Here is a 14973-nt window from a genome sequence, read left to right as displayed (position 1 = left end):
CCGGTCCTAGCGTTCCGTGACGCGGCCGGCCTCGACACGCCACTGGCGGTCCAGACGGACCGTCTCCAGCATCCTCCGGTCGTGCGTGACGAGCAGCAGCGTGCCATCGTACGAGTCGAGTGCCTGTTCCAGCTGCTCGATCGCCGGCAGGTCGAGGTGGTTCGTCGGCTCGTCGAGGACCAGGACGTTCACGCCGCGGGCCTGCAGCAGCGCGAGGCCGGCGCGCGTGCGTTCGCCGGGGGAGAGCTCGCCGGCCGCGCGGCCCACGTGGTCCGCCTTGAGACCGAACTTGGCGAGCAGGGTCCGGACCTCGGCGGTGGCCAGCTCCGGCACGAGGCCCTCGAACACCGCGGCGAGGGGCTCCGTGCCGGTGAACAGCCCGCGGGCCTGGTCGATCTCGCCGACCGCGACGCTCGACCCGGAGCTCGCCGTGCCCGTCGTCGGCGACTGCTTGCCGAGCAGGGCGCGGAGCAGCGTCGACTTGCCGGCGCCGTTGGGGCCGGTGATGCCGATGCGGTCCCCGCCGTCGACCTGCAGCGACACCGGACCGAGGGTGAAGTCGCCCTGCGTGAACGTGGCGTCGGACAGGGTCGCCACGACCGCGGAGCTCCTCGGCGCCTGGCCGATCGTGAACTCGAGCTGCCACTCCTTGCGGGGCTCCTCGACCTCGTCGAGGCGTGCGATGCGGGACTCCATCTGGCGGACCTTCTGCGCCTGCTTCTCGCTCGACTCCGAGGCCGCCTTGCGCCGGATCTTGTCGTTGTCCGGTGCCTTCTTCATCGCGTTCCGGACGCCCTGGCTCGACCACTCCCGCTGCGTCCGGGCCCGCGACACCAGATCCGCCTTCGTCGACGCGTACTCGTCATAGGCGTCCCGCTTGTGCTGGCGGGCGATCTCGCGTTCTTCCAGGTAGGCGTCGTAGCCACCGCCGAAGAGCCGGTTCGACGACTGCGCGAGGTCGAGCTCGAGGACGCCGGTGACCGACCGCGCGAGGAACTCGCGGTCGTGGCTGACGAGGACGACCCCGCCGCGGAGGCCCGTGACGAACGCCTCCAGCTTCGCCAGACCGTCGAGGTCGAGGTCGTTGGTGGGTTCGTCGAGCAGGACGACGTCGAACCGGGACAGCAGCAGCGCTGCCAGTCCGACCCGTGCGGCCTGACCGCCGGACAGCGACGTCATGAGCGCGTCCGTGTCCACCGTCAGCCCGAGGTCCGCGAGGACGGCCGGGACGCGCTCGTCGAGGTCGGCCGCGCCCGACGCGAGCCACCGGTCGAGCGCGGTGGAGTACCGGTCGGCGGCGTCGGCCGGGGCATCCGGGTCCCCGAGGGCAGCCGCGGCGGTGTCCATCTCCGCGGTCGCCGCGGTGCAGCCGGTCCGTCGTCCGAGGTACCCGGTCACGGTCTCCCCGGCGACCCGCTCGTGTTCCTGGGGCAGCCAGCCGACGAACGCGTCGGCCGGGGCGAGTGACACGGTGCCCGCGAGCGGCTCGTCGACGCCCGCGAGGAGCCGCAGCAGGGTGGACTTGCCGGCGCCGTTCACGCCGACGACGCCGATCACGTCCCCGGGGGTGACCGTGAGGTCGAGCCCCTCGAACAGTGTGCGTGCGGCGTAGCCGCCGGCGAGGCCCTTGACGACGAGCGTGGCGGTCATGGTGCAATCGTCCCATGGACGCATCAGTGGCCGTGGTCGGGCCGGGAGCCATCGGGACCGTCGTCGCCGCAGCACTGCACGACGCCGGTCGGACGCCGCTCTTGTTCGGTCGCACGGCTCGGGACCACCTGGAGCTCGTGGACGTGTCCGGGCGGATCGTGGTGCCAGGGCCCGTCCAGACCGATCCGCGCGCCGTGACGGATCCCGTGGACGTCGTGCTCCTCGCCGTGAAGGCGACGCAGGTACCGGCCTGCGCGCCCTGGCTCGCCGCGCTCTGCCGACCGGGCACCGTGGTCTGTGTGCTGCAGAACGGGGTCGAGCAGGTCCGTTCCCTCGCGCCGCACGTCGCTGGTGCCGACGTCGTGCCGTCGGTGGTCTGGTTCCCGGCCGAGACGCAGCACGACGGCACCGTCTGGCTCCGTGCGACGCCGCGGCTGACCCTGCCGGACGGGCCGGGTACCGGAGCCCTGCTGCGCGCGCTGGACGGCACGCGGGTCGAGGTCGACGTGGCGCAGGACTTCACGAGTGTCGCGTGGCGGAAGCTCCTGCAGAACGCCGTCGCGGGCCTCATGGTCCTCACCGGGCGTCGCGCCGGGATGTTCGCGCGGGACGACCTCGCGCGGCTCGCGCACGACTACCTGCGGGAGTGCCTGCTCGTCGCCCGTGCGGAGGGGGCGGACCTCGGCGACGACGTGCCCGACGCACTCGTCGAGCAGTTCCGTGGCTCGCCCGCCGACATGGGGACCTCGATCCTCGCCGACCGGATCGCGGGGAACCCGCTCGAGTGGGACGTGCGGAACGGCGTGGTGCAGCGGCTCGGAGCGGCCCATGGCATCCCGACACCCGTGAGCGACGTGCTCGTGCCGCTCCTCGCCGCCGCGAGTGACGGACCGGGCTGATCCCGTGGCAGGATCTCCGGTGTGCTGACCGCGGTGTTCCTGCTCGTCGCCGGGGTCCTCGCCGGCGTGATCGGCACCGCTGGCGGCATCACGTCGCTCGTCGCCTACCCCGCGCTCCTCGCCGTGGGTGTGCCGCCCCTCGCCGCGAACGTCACGAACTCGGTCGCGCTGCTCGGCAGTGGTGCGAGCTCCGCCCTGCGCGCCCGAGCGGACCTCGTCGGACACGGCCCGACCCTGCGGCGGTGGATGCCGATCACGGTGATCGTCTCCGCGGCGGGCGCGGTGCTGCTGCTCCTCACGCCGTCGCACCTGTTCGACCGGATCGTGCCGTTCCTCGTGGCGGCCGGGTCGGTGCTGCTCCTGGCGCAGCCGTGGATCGACCGGCGGCGCGGATCGGCCACGATGCGGCCAGGGGTCGCGACGACGAGCGTCTCGGCGGTCTCGCTCTACAACGGGTACTTCGGCGCGGGGTCCGGCGTGCTCATGATCGCCGTGATGCTCCTGGACGGGGAGCCCGTGCTGCACCGGGCGAACGCGCTGAAGAACGTGCTCCTGCTCGCGGCGGACGTCCTGCCAGCGGTGGCGTTCGCCCTGTCCGGGACCGTGGTGTGGGCGATGGTGTGGCCCCTCGGCATCGGGGCGGTCCTCGGTGGCCTGATCGGACCGAGCGTCGCGCGTCGCGTACCGCCGACACCGCTGCGCATCGCGATCGCCGTCTGCGGGTTCGTGCTGGCCGTGTACCTGTTCGTCGAGGCGTGACGCGGGACCGTTCCGTGTCAGCGTCGGGCGTCCGCAGGCTCGCCGGGATCACCGGCTCAGCGTCGGGCGTCCGCCGGCACGCCGGGATCACCGGGTCAGCAGCTCGATCCACTCCGCGCGCTCGGTGAGCAGGCGACGCTGCCGCGCACGACCATCAGCGGTCGAGTGCTCGTCGCGTCGGCTGAACCGCAGGAGGTCGAGGAACACCACGGCCACGCACGCGCGGAACACCACCGGTTCGGCAGCGTCCGTCCCGGTGGCGACGATGCGCACGAGCGCGTCCTGGTCGACCCGGTCGTGGCTCAGCAGCGTCGCGAGGTCGAACGCTCGCGGCCCGCTGCCGATCGCCTCGACGTCGACCACGCCGCTGACCGAGCCCCCGTCGAACAGGACGTTGGCCGGCCGGAAGTCCCCGTGCACCATGTCCGTGCGCGGCCACTTGGCGCGGTCCGCGTCCAGGAGGAGTCGGTCGCAGACGTCGAGCATCGGCCTGGGCGCGCCGGACTCCGCGCGGAGCCGTTCCCGACCCGCTCCGATCTGCTCCTGCAGGAAGTCCGTCCAGCAGTGCTCCGGCGACGGGTCGACCCCGGCCTGCGACTCGACGACCGCGATCAGCGCCTCCGCCGTCGCCGTGTCCACGTCGTCGGTCGTGTGCCCTGGGCACCACTCCTGGATCTGGTAGCCGATGCCCGCTCTGGTCGTCCCGGCGGCGACCCACGCCGGCGTCGGGTAGCCCGCGTACCGAGCGACGTCGACCGCGCGCCGGGCGGCGACGATCCGCGCCGCCCACTCCACGTCCGCCGTCGTCTTCAGGACGGCGGCGGAGGCGTCCTCGGCGCGGACCAGCCAGGCGCCGGTCTGCCGACCACCGTCGAGCCGTTCCGCGAGGTGCCAGCGCCGCCCCGTCACGGCCGACGCGTCGCGGAGCGCTGCCTCGGCCTGTGCACGGTCCGTCGTCATCGGCGCACGCGTTCCACGATCATCCGGGCGACCGCCGGCGCCAGGGTGATGGTCGTGTCGACCACCTCGGCCGCGCCGCCCATGCCGTTCAGCCATACGATCACGGCACCGACGCTAGCGCGACGCGGGTCGGGAAGCCGGGACGTCGACGATCCGCTCGGCACCGACGACCGGGGCGAGCGTGCCGGCCGACGTGGCTGCGAGGTCCGCCACGAGGGTCGGGATCGCCGGGGCGGGGACCCACAGTTCGAAGGTCGCGGCCGTCCCGTACCTGGTCTCCGCCAGCGTCGAGCCGTGGTGCCGCACCCAGTCGCGCAGCACGTTGTCGACCCGCCCGGCATCCGCGTGCCGGACGTCCACGGTCACCGACGTCAGGGCTTCGCGGCGGACGGTCTCGGCACGGTCGAGTGCTTCGGACACCGACGTCGAGTACGCGCGGACGAGTCCGCCGGCACCGAGCTTGACGCCGCCGAAGTACCGCGTCACGACCGCCACGACGTCGGTCAGCTCGCGGCGTCGCAGGACCTCGAGCATCGGCACGCCAGCGGTGCCGGACGGTTCGCCGTCGTCCGAGGAGCGCGCCTGGTCACCGAGGACGCCGGTCACCATCGCGGTGCAGTTGTGCCGCGCGTCCCAGAACCGCTTCCGGACCTCGGCGATCGCCTGGTCCGCCGCGTCCGGGTCGGACACCGGGACGACGGTGGTGACGAACCGCGACTTCGTGATGACGATCTCGTGCTCGACCGTGGCCGCGATCGTGGACGGGTAGCGGCGGCTCACCCGTCGAGCGTACCGGCGCGCGGGTCCCGCTCAGCGGCGGGCAGGGACGAGGGCCAGGGCGAATAGGCTCGGGAACCGTGTTCGAACTCCACCACCTCTCCGCGCAGGAACTCTGGGACTGGATCCGCCGCGGCGACACCACGGCCCGCGAAGCGACCGAGCTCTTCCTCGCCCGCATCGAGCGGTTGGACCCGGGACTCGGTGCCTTCGTGACGGTCACCGCGGACGCTGCGCGCGAACGAGCCGACCGTCTCGGCCACCTGGTGCCGACGTCGAGACCGCTGTGGGGCCTCCCGTCCGGTGACAAGGACCTGTACGACCGCGCCGGCGTGCCCACCGGATCCGGGACGGCGTCGTTGCCGGAGCGGCCGGCGACGGCCGACCACCCGCTCGTGGCCGCGCTCGACGCCGCCGGTGCGGTGAGCCTCGGCAAGACGGCGAGCCCGGAGTTCGGGATGTCGTCGTCGTCCGAGACGGCGCGCGGTGTCACGCGCAACCCGTACGACACGAGCCGGGCTCCTGGTGGGTCGTCGAGCGGCGCGGCGGTCGCGGTCGCGGCGGGACTGCTGCCGGCGGCCGTCGGGTCCGACGGCGGGGGATCGGTGCGGATCCCCGCTGCCGCGACGGGCCTCGTCGGGCTGAAGCCGAGCCGGGGCCGCGTACCGTCGATGCCCGGGCGCTCGGGCGTGGGCGGGCTCTCGGTGGCCGGGCCACTGACGCGCACCGTCGCCGATGCGGGCATGTACCTGGACGCACTCGTGGCGCCGACGGGCCTCGACGAGCCCGCACCGTACGCGCTCGTCACACCGGACGTCGGTGACGGACCATTCACCGCGGCGGCCGTGCGTGGCGAGGGGCGGTTCGTCCTCGGAGTGCTCGACGGGTCGCCGTGGGACGACACGGTCGACGTCGTGGTCGATCCGGCGGCACGTGCGGCTGTTGACACCGCACTCCGGGTGCTCGGCGAGCTCGGCCACGGCATCGAGGACGTCGCGATACCGCGCGTGCCGTACGCGTCGGCGTTCCGGGTCGCATGGGAGAGCTCTGCCGCGCGGCTGCCGTCCGTCCCCGGCATCGACCTGTCCGCGCTCACCCCGCTGGTGTCCTGGCTGGTCGCCAGGGGCCGGGCGCTGACGGGGTCGCAGGTGCTCGACGCGATGACGGCGCTCGACCTGTTCTCGTCGACGCTCATCGGCGCGTTCGACCGCTTCGACGCCGTCGTCACGCCGACGCTCGCGCTCACCCCGCGTCCGCTCGGCTGGTACGGCGAGGACCCCGAGGAGGACTTCCGCCGCCAGTGCGCGTACTCGCCGTGGACGTCGATGGCGAACGTGGCGGGGCTCCCGGCGATCACGCTGCCGGTCGGGGTGACCGAGGACACGCACCCGGACGGTGGTGGGCTCCCGATGGGCGTGCAGCTCATCGGCCGGCCGGGTGGGGAGCGCACGCTGTTGGCGCTCGGCGCGCAGCTCGAGCGGCGCATCCGCTGGCAGCGGAGGCACCCGCCGGTCTGGTGAGGCCGGTCGGCACCGGCCCCGCCCGCGGACGCACCCAGACGGGAGGCTCGTGGCGGCCCCGCGCCGACCCTCCCGTCCGGCCCGTGTCAGGTGCTCCCGCTCTGGTCTCGGCTCCCCGCCGGTCGGGTCGGCTCCCCGCCGGTCGGGTCGGCTCCCCGTCGGTCGGGTCGGCTCCCCGCCGGTCGGGTCGGCTCGTGACTGGTCACGACATCCCGTTGGTTGATCGTCGAGTGGTCGGGGGCCGTCGACTGCGCTGCGCGCGGCCGACGACGTCCGACCACTCGACGTACGTGAGCGGGGTGTTGTGACCAGTGGGCGAGGGACCAGTGGGCGAGGGGCCAGTGGGCGACGCGCCCGCGCGCCCGCGCGCCCGCGCGCTACGGGAGCGTGGGGGCGGCGTCGACCAGCGCGCGGGTCAGCGGGTGCGCCGGGGCGTCGAGCAGGGACACCGGACCGTGCTCGACGATGCGGCCGGCCGACATCACCGCGACCGAGTCACACAGCCGCTGCACCACGCCGATGTCGTGCGACACCAGGACGAGCGTCAACCCGAGCTCGGCGGCGAGCGAGTGGAACAGGTCGATCACCCGCGCGCGGACGACCACGTCGAGGGCACTCATCGGCTCGTCCCCGAACAGGATCCGCGGCCCGTGCACCACCGCCCGGGCGATCGCGATGCGCTGCCGCTGCCCACCCGAGAACTCGTGCGGGTACCGGTCGGCAGCGTCGGGGGGCAGGTCCACCCGCGACAGCGCCGACGCCACGAGCGCCGCGTGCGACCCCGGGATCCGGAGCGCCCGCAGCGGCTCCCCGACGATCGCCCCCACGCGCATCCGCGGGTCCAGCGACGAGTACGGGTCCTGGAACACCACCCCGGTCTCGCGACGGAACCAGCGCATCGCGGCCGCGGACCCGGACGCGACCACCGGACGACCGCCGGCCGACACGGTGCCTGCGGAAGGGGCCTCCAGTCCGGCCAGCAGGCGGACGAGGGTCGACTTGCCGGAACCGGACTCCCCGATGATCCCGAGCCGCGCACCCTCGGGTACCGTCAGGTCCACGCCATCCACGGCGGTGCGGACCGGGCCGGGCTCGAACGGGCCGCGGCGGGGGAGTCGGTACGTGCGGTGCAGTCCGACTGCTTCCAGGGCGGTCACGGGGTCCTCCTCGCGGTGGCGCGGGCGGCATCGACGAGTGCGCGCGTGGCGGGGTGCTGCGGGGCGGCGAGGAGGTCGGCGACCGTTCCCGTCTCGACGACTCGGCCGGCATCGAGCACGACGGCCGTGTCCGCGATCCGGGCGAGCACGGCGAGGTCGTGCGTGACGAACAGCACGGAGACGTCGAGTCCCTCGAGCAGGTCGAGGATCCGCGCCTCGGTCGTGACGTCGAGCGCCGTCGTGGGTTCGTCGGCGACGAGCAGGTCCGGCTGGCCGGCGATCGCCATCGCGATGCAGATGCGCTGCCGCTGCCCGCCGGAGAGCTGGTGCGGGTACTGCCGGAGCAGCGACGCGGGGTCCGGGAGCCCGACCTGCTGGGCGAGTTCGACCGCTGCGCGGTCGGCAGCCCGCCGGTCGAGTCCGCGGTGCAGTCGGAGCGGCTCGGCGATCTGCTTCCCGACGCGACGGAGCGGATCGAGCGCGGTGCCCGGCTCCTGGAAGACCATGCCGATCCGCGCGCCGCGGAACGCGGCACGCGACCGGTCGGGCATCCCGACGAGCTCCTCGCCGTCCAGCCGGATGCTGCCGGTCACGTCGGCGCCGCTCGGCTCCAGGCCCATCAGCGCCAGCGACGTCATGGACTTGCCGGATCCGGATGCGCCGATCACGCCGACCCGCCGGCCGGGAGGCACGGTGAACGACACGCGGTCCAGGACCGTCCGCCCCGTGATGCGGACCGACAGGTCACGCACCTCCAGTCCGCCGGCCGCGGTCGCGTCGGTGGTCGCCGCGCTGGTCGCGTCGGTGGGTGTCATGCGATCCCCTCGGTCCCGGTCACCCGTGCGGAGTCCGTGCCCGGCACGGGTTCGGTGCCCGGTGCACGATCGGCGTCCCGCGCGGCGTCGCCCGTCGTCAGGCGCGGGTCGGAGGCGTCGCGGATGGCGTCGCCGAGCAGCGAGAGCGCCGCCACGACGAGGGCGATCGCCGCACCCGGCCACGTCGCGCTCCACGGGTGCACGCCGATGTACGTCTGCAGGTCGGACAACAGGCTGCCCCACGACGCCGTCCCGGAGCCCGCGCCGTAGCCGAGGTAGGACAGGCCTGCCTCGGCGAGGACCGCGGTCGCCATCGCGAGCGAGAGCTGCACGGTGAAGAGCGGCGCGGCGTTCGGGACGAGGTGCCGGACGAGCACGCCCCACGGGCCGACGCCGGACGCCTTGGCCGCGACGACGTAGTCGCTCCTGGCGATGCGACGGATCTCTCCGCGGGCGACGCGGGCGATCGTCACGCCGAACGCCAGGCCGACGGACACGATGACGACGCCGAGTGACCCGCCGAAGATCGCGGTGAGGAGCATCGCCGTGAGCAGCGTGGGGAAGGCCACCAGGATGTCGAGGAGCACGGCCATGCCCTCGCGCACCCACCGCGCGGTGAGCGCCCCGATCGCCGTGAGCACGATGCCGACGACGCTCGCGATGACCCCGGATCCGACCGCGACGATGACGGTGGTGCGGGTGCCGGCGAGCAGGTAGCTCGCGATGTCGCGCCCGACCCCGTCGGTGCCGAACCAGTGCGCGCCGCTCGGCGGCTCCCACTGGTGGAACGGGTCGGTGCGGAACGGGTTGTCCGGCGTCCAGAACAGGGACACGACGGCGAGCACCACGAGCAGGCCGAGCACGACGACGGCGAACACGCCCGTCGGCCGGGCGACGATGCGGCGGAAGGCCGTCACGACGCCTCCCGCTGTCGGGGGTCGAGCGCACGGTGGACGACGTCCACGGCGAACCCGACCAGGAGCACCAGGCCGGTGAGGACGAGCAGCTCGGACTGCACCTTCGTGATGTCGCGGCGACCGACGTCGGTCACGAGCATCCGGCCGACGCCCGGCAGCGAGAACAGCTGCTCGACGACGACCGCGCCGACGAGGAGCCCGGCGATCTGCACGCCGAGGACCGCCAGCACGGTGAGCGCCACGCTCGGCAGGCCGTGCCGGACGAGCGCGCCGTTCCGGGTCAGCCCGATCGCCGCGGCCGTCCGGACGTGGTCGGCGTCGAGCACCGACAGGGTGGCGGAGCGGGTGAAGCGGAGGATGACGGCGCCCTCGACCGCACCGATCGTCAGCGCGGGGAGCACCAGCGACGAGAACGCCCGTCCGGGTTCCGACCAGCCGTCGAGCGGGAAGCCCTGCGTCGGCAACCAGTGCAGTGTCACCGCGAAGAGCGCGACGAGCAGCATCCCGGCCCACACGATCGGGACCGCGGCGACCGCCTGGGCGACGAAGGCGATGACCGCACCGCCCGCTCGTCGACGGAGCACGGCTGCGACGACTCCGAGCGGGACGCCGAGCACGAGGGCGGCGGCGAGCGACATGCCAGCGAGGGGGAGCGTCACGCCGAGCTTCTCGGTGATCTCCGGGGCGACCGCGCCGTCGGTGACGAGCGACCGACCCAGGTCCCCGCGGAACACGCCGCCGATCCAGTCGAGGTACTGCACCACCACGGGGCGGTCGAGGCCCAGCTGCTGCCGGAGCTCCTCGACCTGCGCCGGGGTGGCCTGCGTGCCGGCGACGATCTGGGCGACGTCGCCGGGCAGCACGCGGAGCGTGGCGAAGATGATGATGCTCGCCACGAGCAGACCGACGACGAGCAGCAGCAGTCGCCCGACGAGGAACCGGGTCACGAGGTGGTCACCGCAGCAGCAGACAGCCGCACTGCACCATGGCGGAGGAACCGGGTCACGGAACGATGCTAGTTGGCTCGGTGCTCACTTCACCGCGAGCTTCGAGAGGTCGAAGCGGGAGTTCGTGCCGTCGAAGGGCACCCCGGTGACGCCCTTCCGGACGGCCGTGATCGACGTCGACGTGTACAGCCACTCGCCGGCCGCGTCCTCGCTGACGATCTTCGCTGCCTTCTTCAGGTCGGCCGCCTTCTCGTCCGCGCTGGTCGCCGCGACCGAGTCTGCGTAGAGCTGCTGCACCTCGGCGTTGTCGTACCCGAAGTAGTAGTCCGGGTTCGCCCAGTTGCCGAAGTCACGGGCCTCGACGTGGTCGACCATCGAGAGCTGGAAGTCCTTCTTCTCGAAGACCTGCGAGAGCCAGGTGGCGAAGTCGACGCGCTTGACCGTCAGGGTGATCCCCACGTCGGCGAGCTGGGACTTCAGCACGTCGCCGATGGTCGACGGGTAGATGTTCGCGTAGGTCAGCGTGAGGTCGAGCTTCGGCGAGCCGGCCTCGGCCAGCAGCTTCTTCGCGTTCGACGGGTCGAACGCATCGATGTCCGTCAGGTCCTCGTAGCCCGGGTCCAGCTGGGGGATCGGGCCGCCCTGCTCGACGCCCGTGCCACCGATGGCCTTGATGATCGCCTTCGAGTCGATCGCCTGCCGGATCGCCTGGCGCACCCGCTTGTCGGTGAACGGCGCGGCCTGGTCGTTGAACGCGAGCGTGTACTTGTCGGTCGTCTTGCCCGTGTGGAGCGTGATGTCCGAGGAGTTCTGCAGCTGGCTCTTCAGCGTGCCGTCGACGGCGGTCTGCACGTCGAGGTCCCCGTTCGCCATCGCGTTCACGGCCGTCGAGGGCTGCGTGATGTACCGGAAGACGATCTTCGCGACCTTCGCCTTCGTGCCCCAGTAGTCCGCGTTCCGCTCGAACGTCAGGGAGTCACCCTGCTTCCAGCTCGCGACCTCGTACGGTCCGGTGCCGTTCGCGGTGTCGGAGCGGTCGTTCTTCGCCGCCTTCTCCAGCACGAGGCCCGAGCGCCCGGTGAGGTTCCAGAGCAGGTCGGAGTCCGGCTTCGACAGCTTCAGGACGACGGTGTCCGCCGAGGGTGACGCGATCGACGAGACGTTCGCGAGCTTCGCCGAGTCGACGTACGACGCGTTGTCCTTGACCTGCTGCAGCGACCAGACGACGTCGTCCGCGGTGACGGGCTTGCCGTCCTGGAAGGTGGTGCCCTTGCGGAGCGTGAACGTGTACGTCAGGCCGTCGCTCGACACCTCGTGCTTCGACGCGAGCACGTCGCGGACGTCACCGTCGGCCGTGCGCCCGACGAGGCCCTGGTACACGTTGTCGATGAGGACCTGGTCGAGCGCAGCGCCCGACTGGGTGCGGATGTCGAGGCTCGTCGGCTCGAGGACCAGGCCGACCCGGACCGTGGCGTCGGTGCCGCCGGTCTCGTTCGACGATCCGGCGCAGCCCGCCAGCGCGATGCCGGTGACGAGCGCCACGGCAGTCGCGACCATCGCGGTGCGACGGCGGCTGCTGCGGGGGAGGGAGAAGCTCATGGGTTGTGGGTTCCTTCCGGCGCTGGAACGACGGTCGTCGCGCGCGCTCGGAAGAGGCTACCGGCGCGCGGGGGTTTCTTCGATCCCGTGCAACAAACCGTTACGAGCCGCCCATTCCCGGATCGCCGCCGCGAGCTCGAGCGGTGCCTGCGTCTGCACCGCGTGCCGTGCCTCGACCGTGACGATCGTCGCGTCGGGGAGTCGTTCTGCGAACGTGGTCACCAGCTTCGGGGACACGTAGCCCCGGTCGCCGCGGACGAGCAGGATCGGCACGTCGAGCGACTCCAGGTCGGGCCAGGCGTCCGCGAACCGACCCACCGACGAGGTCCGTCCCTCCGGCAGGTGTGGGAAGTGGTGCCGTCGGACGAGCGTGCCGTCCTGACCGAGCCGGGTGGTGTGCCGGGCCTCGCGGAGGAGCACCTCGCGGTCGTCACCGACGCGGGCCTCGATCGCCCGGTCGACGACCTCGTCGAGGGACGTGAACGGCGGTTCCGACTCCAGCGCCCGCGCGATCCGGTCCACGGCGCGCTGGGCGAAGTCCGGGGACATGTCGACGAGCACGAGTCCGGTGACGCGTTCCGGAGCGGTGGCGGCGAGGCGCGCCGCGAGGATCGCACCGAGGGAGTGCCCGACGAGGACCCCCGGCAGCACGTCGAGCGCGTCCATCGCGGCGAGGACGGTGGGTGCGGTCGCGGACGCCGCGTAGTCGGCGTCGTCCCGCCATGCCGACCGGCCGTGCCCTGGGAGGTCGAGGGCCACGGCCGGCTGGCCGACGGCGATCGCCGTCTGGTCGAAACTGTGGGCGTCGATCCCGAGCCCGTGCAGGTAGGTGATCCGAGCCTCCTGGCCCGGCACCGCCGGATCCTGCCACCGGATCGCGGAGACGGCGCCTCCCGTCGGGGTCCGGATCTCCTGCCGGGAGGCGCGGAGCGGCTCCGCCACGCCGCTCGCGCGAGCGAGGTCGGCCAGGTCGCGGAATTCGTCGTCGGAATCGGGCACGAGCGTCAGTCTCGCAGGTGGTCGCGGCCCTGGAGTCGTTAGGTAAGGCATGCCATACTCGAATCGTGGCAGCCCGGTACCGTGTCTTCTCAGTCCGCGTGGCAGCCGTCACCTCCCTCACCCCGCACTTCGTCCGGGTGACGCTGACCGGTGACGAGCTCGGCGCGTTCTCCTCGGTCGGGCTCGACCAGCGGATCAAGGTCGTCCTGCCGATCCCCGGGCTCGGGTTCACGGACCTGCCCGACGGCGAGGACTGGTACGCGGCCTGGCGTGCACTGCCCGACGAGGCGCGGAACCCGCTCCGCACCTACACGGTGCGCTCGTTCCGCCCGGACGCCCACGAGCTCGACATCGACTTCGTCGCCCACGGTGACGCCGGTCCCGCGTCGCGCTGGGTGTCGTCGTGCCGGGTCGGCGACGAGCTCCGGATCGTCGGGCCCGCGGTGCCGTCGTCACCGGCGGAGCTGCCGACGGGTGCTGCCGAGTTCGCGCCCGGTTCCGCGAACCGGATCCTGCTCGCTGGCGACGAGACCGCCGCTCCGGCCATCTGCGCGATCCTCGAAGCCCTCGACGTCAGCACCGTCGGACACGTCTTCATCGAGGTGCCGACCGATGCGGACCGGCTGCCGGTCACCGCGCCCGCCGGGGTCGAGGTCCGCTGGATCGCCCGGAACGGCGCATCCCACGGCGTGCGGATGACGGACCAGGTGCACGCGTGGGCGTCGACGGCGGTGGCCGGTGGTGCCTGTTCCTCCTCGGACGAGCTGGTGGACGTGGACGTCGACCAGCAGGTCCTCTGGGACATCCCGCCCGTGACCGACTCGCAGCTCTACGCCTGGATCGCCGGGGAAGCCGGGTGCATCAAGGAGCTCCGGCGGCACCTCGTGCGTGGCGTCGGGCTCGACCGCAAGCAGGTCGCGTTCATGGGGTACTGGCGGCACGGCAAGGCCGAGAACTGAGCGCCGCGGCTCCGTCGGCGGTGGCTGCTCCGGCCACGGCGCTGGGCGCCAGGGGCCTGACACTCGCCTACGACGACCGGGTCGTCGTGGACGGACTCGACGTCGACATCCCTGACGGTGAGCTGACCGTCATCGTCGGACCGAACGCGTGTGGGAAGTCCACGCTGCTGAAGTCGCTCGCGCGGACGCTCAAGCCGACCGCCGGCACGGTCTACCTCGACGGCGCACCCATCTCGTCGTTCCGCCCGAAGGCCGTCGCGCGCCGCGTGGGGATGCTGCCGCAGACCCCGATCGCCCCCGACGGGATCACCGTCCGCGACCTCGTGTCCCGCGGACGCTTCCCACACCAGGACCTGTTGCACCCGACGTCCGGCTCCGACCGCATCGCCGTGCAGCGGGCCCTCGAACAGACGGACACGGTGTCCCTCGCCGACCGGGCGGTCGGAGAGCTCTCCGGTGGGCAGCGGCAGCGGGTGTGGATCGCCATGGTGCTCGCGCAGGAGACCGACATCGTCCTGCTCGACGAACCCACGACGTTCCTCGACATCGCGCACCAGTACGACGTGCTCGAGCTCGCGTCGACGTTGCACGCGGCCGGTCGGACCGTCGTCGCGGTGCTGCACGACCTCAACCAGGCCGCGCGGTACGCCACGCACGTGATCGCGATGCGGGCGGGGTCGATCGTCGCGTCCGGTCCGCCGGCGTCGGTCCTGACGGCGGACCTCGTCGAGGACGTGTTCGGGCTGCCGTGCGTGGTCGTCCCCGACCCCGAGACGGGGACGCCCCTCGTGGTCCCGCGCCGCCCGCGCTGAGGCGCGCTGCGCGCGGTCCCGCCGCGTTCGCCCCGTTCCCGCCGCGGTCCCCCCACGTTCGCCCCGGTCCCGCCGCGGTCCCGCCGCGTCCGCGTCGAGATGCACGGCGGGGTGTGTCCACGTGTGCCCCGACTGGCCACAACACCCCGCTCAGCTTCGGCGAGTGGCCGAAGATCGTCGTCGTACAGCCGGGCGGGCGACAG

Annotated in this window: 14 protein-coding genes; 5 read left to right on the top strand and 9 right to left on the bottom strand. The window is 72.9% G+C overall.

Annotated elements, in window-relative coordinates; all coding sequences use genetic code 11:
• Nucleotides 1-6: 6 nt before the first annotated feature.
• Nucleotides 7-1650: an ABC-F family ATP-binding cassette domain-containing protein gene (locus ACIPJ2_RS11505; RefSeq protein ID WP_402728912.1), complete on the bottom strand. Its 1644-nt coding sequence runs from the start codon at nt 1648-1650 to the stop codon at nt 7-9.
• 14 nt (nt 1651-1664) lie between these two features.
• Between ACIPJ2_RS11505 and ACIPJ2_RS11500 the strand changes: the two genes are divergently transcribed.
• Both ACIPJ2_RS11500 and ACIPJ2_RS11495 read left to right on the top strand, forming a co-directional pair.
• Nucleotides 1665-2549 carry an oxidoreductase gene (locus ACIPJ2_RS11500; protein ID WP_402728911.1) on the top strand — a complete coding sequence of 295 codons (885 nt, stop codon included), beginning with the start codon at nt 1665-1667 and terminating at the stop codon, nt 2547-2549.
• Between the two features lie 21 nt (nt 2550-2570).
• Nucleotides 2571-3308 carry a sulfite exporter TauE/SafE family protein gene (locus ACIPJ2_RS11495; RefSeq protein WP_402728910.1) on the top strand — a complete coding sequence of 246 codons (738 nt, stop codon included), beginning with the start codon at nt 2571-2573 and terminating at the stop codon, nt 3306-3308.
• A gap of 87 nt (nt 3309-3395) precedes the next feature.
• Here the strand turns inward: ACIPJ2_RS11495 and ACIPJ2_RS11490 are convergent, their stop codons facing one another.
• Nucleotides 3396-4268, bottom strand: a complete 873-nt coding sequence (locus ACIPJ2_RS11490; RefSeq protein ID WP_402728909.1) for a phosphotransferase family protein — start codon at nt 4266-4268, stop codon at nt 3396-3398.
• A 114-nt stretch (nt 4269-4382) separates the two neighbouring features.
• Nucleotides 4383-5048, bottom strand: a complete 666-nt coding sequence (locus ACIPJ2_RS11485; protein ID WP_402728908.1) for a YigZ family protein — start codon at nt 5046-5048, stop codon at nt 4383-4385.
• A gap of 77 nt (nt 5049-5125) precedes the next feature.
• Here ACIPJ2_RS11485 and ACIPJ2_RS11480 point away from each other — a divergent pair, with 77 nt between their 5' ends.
• Entirely contained in the window at nt 5126-6565 is a 1440-nt protein-coding gene (locus ACIPJ2_RS11480) for an amidase (RefSeq protein ID WP_402728907.1), read from the top strand.
• Between the two features lie 377 nt (nt 6566-6942).
• Here the strand turns inward: ACIPJ2_RS11480 and ACIPJ2_RS11475 are convergent, their stop codons facing one another.
• The 6 genes from ACIPJ2_RS11475 to ACIPJ2_RS11450 all read right to left on the bottom strand — a co-directional run bounded on the left by ACIPJ2_RS11475 (nt 6943) and on the right by ACIPJ2_RS11450 (nt 12999).
• A complete protein-coding gene (locus tag ACIPJ2_RS11475) occupies nt 6943-7722 on the bottom strand; it encodes an ABC transporter ATP-binding protein (protein WP_402728906.1) in 780 nt (259 codons plus the stop codon).
• On the bottom strand, nt 7719-8537 hold the full coding sequence (locus ACIPJ2_RS11470; protein ID WP_402728905.1) for an ABC transporter ATP-binding protein: 819 nt from the start codon (nt 8535-8537) through the stop codon (nt 7719-7721). Before ACIPJ2_RS11470 ends, ACIPJ2_RS11475 begins: the two co-directional genes overlap by 4 nt.
• Entirely contained in the window at nt 8534-9454 is a 921-nt protein-coding gene (locus ACIPJ2_RS11465; protein ID WP_402728904.1) for an ABC transporter permease, read from the bottom strand. Before ACIPJ2_RS11465 ends, ACIPJ2_RS11470 begins: the two co-directional genes overlap by 4 nt.
• Nucleotides 9451-10401, bottom strand: a complete 951-nt coding sequence (locus tag ACIPJ2_RS11460; RefSeq protein ID WP_402728903.1) for an ABC transporter permease — start codon at nt 10399-10401, stop codon at nt 9451-9453. Before ACIPJ2_RS11460 ends, ACIPJ2_RS11465 begins: the two co-directional genes overlap by 4 nt.
• Before the next feature lie 84 nt (nt 10402-10485).
• Complete coding sequence (locus ACIPJ2_RS11455; RefSeq protein ID WP_402728902.1) at nt 10486-12000, bottom strand: ABC transporter substrate-binding protein; 1515 nt, start codon at nt 11998-12000, stop codon at nt 10486-10488.
• A 57-nt stretch (nt 12001-12057) separates the two neighbouring features.
• Complete coding sequence (locus ACIPJ2_RS11450) at nt 12058-12999, bottom strand: alpha/beta fold hydrolase (protein WP_402728901.1); 942 nt, start codon at nt 12997-12999, stop codon at nt 12058-12060.
• A gap of 98 nt (nt 13000-13097) precedes the next feature.
• On the opposite strand from ACIPJ2_RS11450, the gene ACIPJ2_RS11445 reads away from it, so the two are divergent.
• A complete protein-coding gene (locus tag ACIPJ2_RS11445) occupies nt 13098-13958 on the top strand; it encodes a siderophore-interacting protein (protein ID WP_402728900.1) in 861 nt (286 codons plus the stop codon).
• A 20-nt stretch (nt 13959-13978) separates the two neighbouring features.
• A complete protein-coding gene (locus ACIPJ2_RS11440) occupies nt 13979-14770 on the top strand; it encodes an ABC transporter ATP-binding protein (protein ID WP_402728899.1) in 792 nt (263 codons plus the stop codon).
• Nucleotides 14771-14973 lie beyond the last annotated feature (203 nt).

The organism is Curtobacterium sp. NPDC090217 (assembly GCF_044746705.1).
Lineage (GTDB): Bacteria > Actinomycetota > Actinomycetes > Actinomycetales > Microbacteriaceae > Curtobacterium.
Note: the sequence above shows the minus strand (reverse complement) of the source record. Positions and strands in the feature narration are given on the sequence as shown.